Below are 1,863 nucleotides of genomic sequence, written 5' to 3'. Positions count from 1 at the left end.
CATCGCCACCTCGCCCCACGCAAAAAGCCGCTGCGGCTCGTAACGCACCGTGCTGATGTCCTTGAGGATAAACTCCAGCGGACAGCCGTGCCGCTCGCACACCTTCCGCGTCGCCAGCAAATCCTTCCGCACGTGCTCCGGATCGAACCTCTCAGCCGCCAGAAACGCCGGATTCGGCTTCCGTGAAAACACGAACTCCCGCCCGATCTCCTCCGCCCCACGCGCCTCGTTCGTCCACGGACTCATCGACACCTTCCGAACGTTCGGAATCATCCGCACCTCACGCATCTTCCCGTCCAGCGGATCGCAACAGCCGTAGTACACCAGCCCGAACCGCTCGCAGATCGGCGCGACGTAATCGACCTCGAACTCCTTGAACATCGCCGGCGAGACCGTCGCCAGCATCTGCGCCAATCCAGCCGTCCACATGTCCTTCACCCGCGGCCTCTCCGGATCGTACCCCTCTGCCGGCAGCTCGTCCGTGTACGCGCCCGTGCAGTGAATCAAACTCGCCGGACCCGCAAGCAGCCCCTGCGCCTCCAACTGGTCCAGCATGGCCATATACCCTTGCGCCATCCGACCGACCACCCGGTGCATCAACTCCGGCTGATCGATCATCGTGTACAACGCGTTCTCCACCCCCATCCACATGCTCAAGGGATCCCAGAACGTCACAAACACCTCCCCGCCCCACGCCCGCACCTCCAAAATCCCGTCGAACAGCTCGTGCGCCACCGTCAGCCGCCGCTGCGTCTCCGCCGCGTCGTGACTGATCCGCGGCATCTGGATCTTCTCCACGTCGTCCATCGTCTTGAACTGGTTGACGTACCGATGACCCACCACCGCGCTCGTCGCGTCCGTCACCGCCACGTCTTCCTCGATCGCTATCCCGAACATGGTGTTCTCGATCGCCTTGGCCACCCGCACGAACGGCTCGACCACCATGTCCACCGGAAAATGCCGCCACTGGTACAGCGTCCGACGCAAACCCTCCTCGTAACCGCGGCACTCGCCGTCCTGACACCGCAGCGTCAGCTCATCGTCAATGTTCATCTCGTTCCAGCAGACCTGGTCCGCCATCACCATCGGCCGCTCCGGCTCAAGTGCATTCAGCTTCCGCCAAAGCCGGCGCTTCTCCTCCTGTACCGGCAACGCCGCTATCTCCGCCACCCGCGACGCCAACTCCCGAATCACCGCCCTATCCTGTGCGCTCACCATACCCAAATCCTTAAAGCAACCTCGCATTTCCACGCGCCAATCGTTATCGTCCCGCCACCCGCACCTGTCAACCCAAAACCCCCAGCCGCCCCCTCCCGTAGGGCGAGAGGTTCTGCCGCAACGCGGCAGGTTCACACGCCATCCGAATACCAACCCCGCAAAACGGCGGGTGGACCTCGCCTGCGGCGAGAACCTCCCGCCCTACAAATTGCAGAACCGCCTCTTGGCCGTTGCCTCTGTAGAAGATAACACTCCGACTGGAGAATATCAAACGCCGGCATCGACGGATCGATCAACCCGGAGACTCTCGACCGCCGCAGGAATGTCTACGGAAATCCCTACGTGCCGTTCCTGCCGGCGCAACAAAAACCGCACTTTTGCATTTCCCCGATTCTCGTGCTATCGTTATCTGCCGGAACGGGCGCGCCCGCCCCGGCTGCGCGTCGCCCCAAGCGGCGTTTGACAACTGAACAGCCCCAGCCAATCCCGTCACCTGCAGGCCCGTCCGTTCGACCTGACTGCCTGACTCTTCGACTCCCTGTCCCCCTGCCATGGGACCGCCGACAAATCTCACAATTTGCACAGAACCCGCGTAACCCGCCCCTCGCCAATCACTTCCCCCACCCCCACCGGAGGAACCCGACT

General features: G+C 62.9%; 1 protein-coding gene. It reads right to left on the bottom strand.

Annotated features, from left to right (window positions below):
• On the bottom strand, positions 1–1,218 hold a 1,218-nt coding region (locus GXY33_14500), incomplete at its 3' end, for a hypothetical protein (GenBank protein ID NLX06345.1).
• Between the last annotated feature and the right edge of the window lie 645 nt (positions 1,219–1,863).

It is taken from the genome of Phycisphaerae bacterium, assembly GCA_012729815.1.
In the GTDB taxonomy this organism is placed as follows: domain Bacteria; phylum Planctomycetota; class Phycisphaerae; order JAAYCJ01; family JAAYCJ01; genus JAAYCJ01.
Note: the sequence above shows the minus strand (reverse complement) of the source record. Positions and strands in the feature narration are given on the sequence as shown.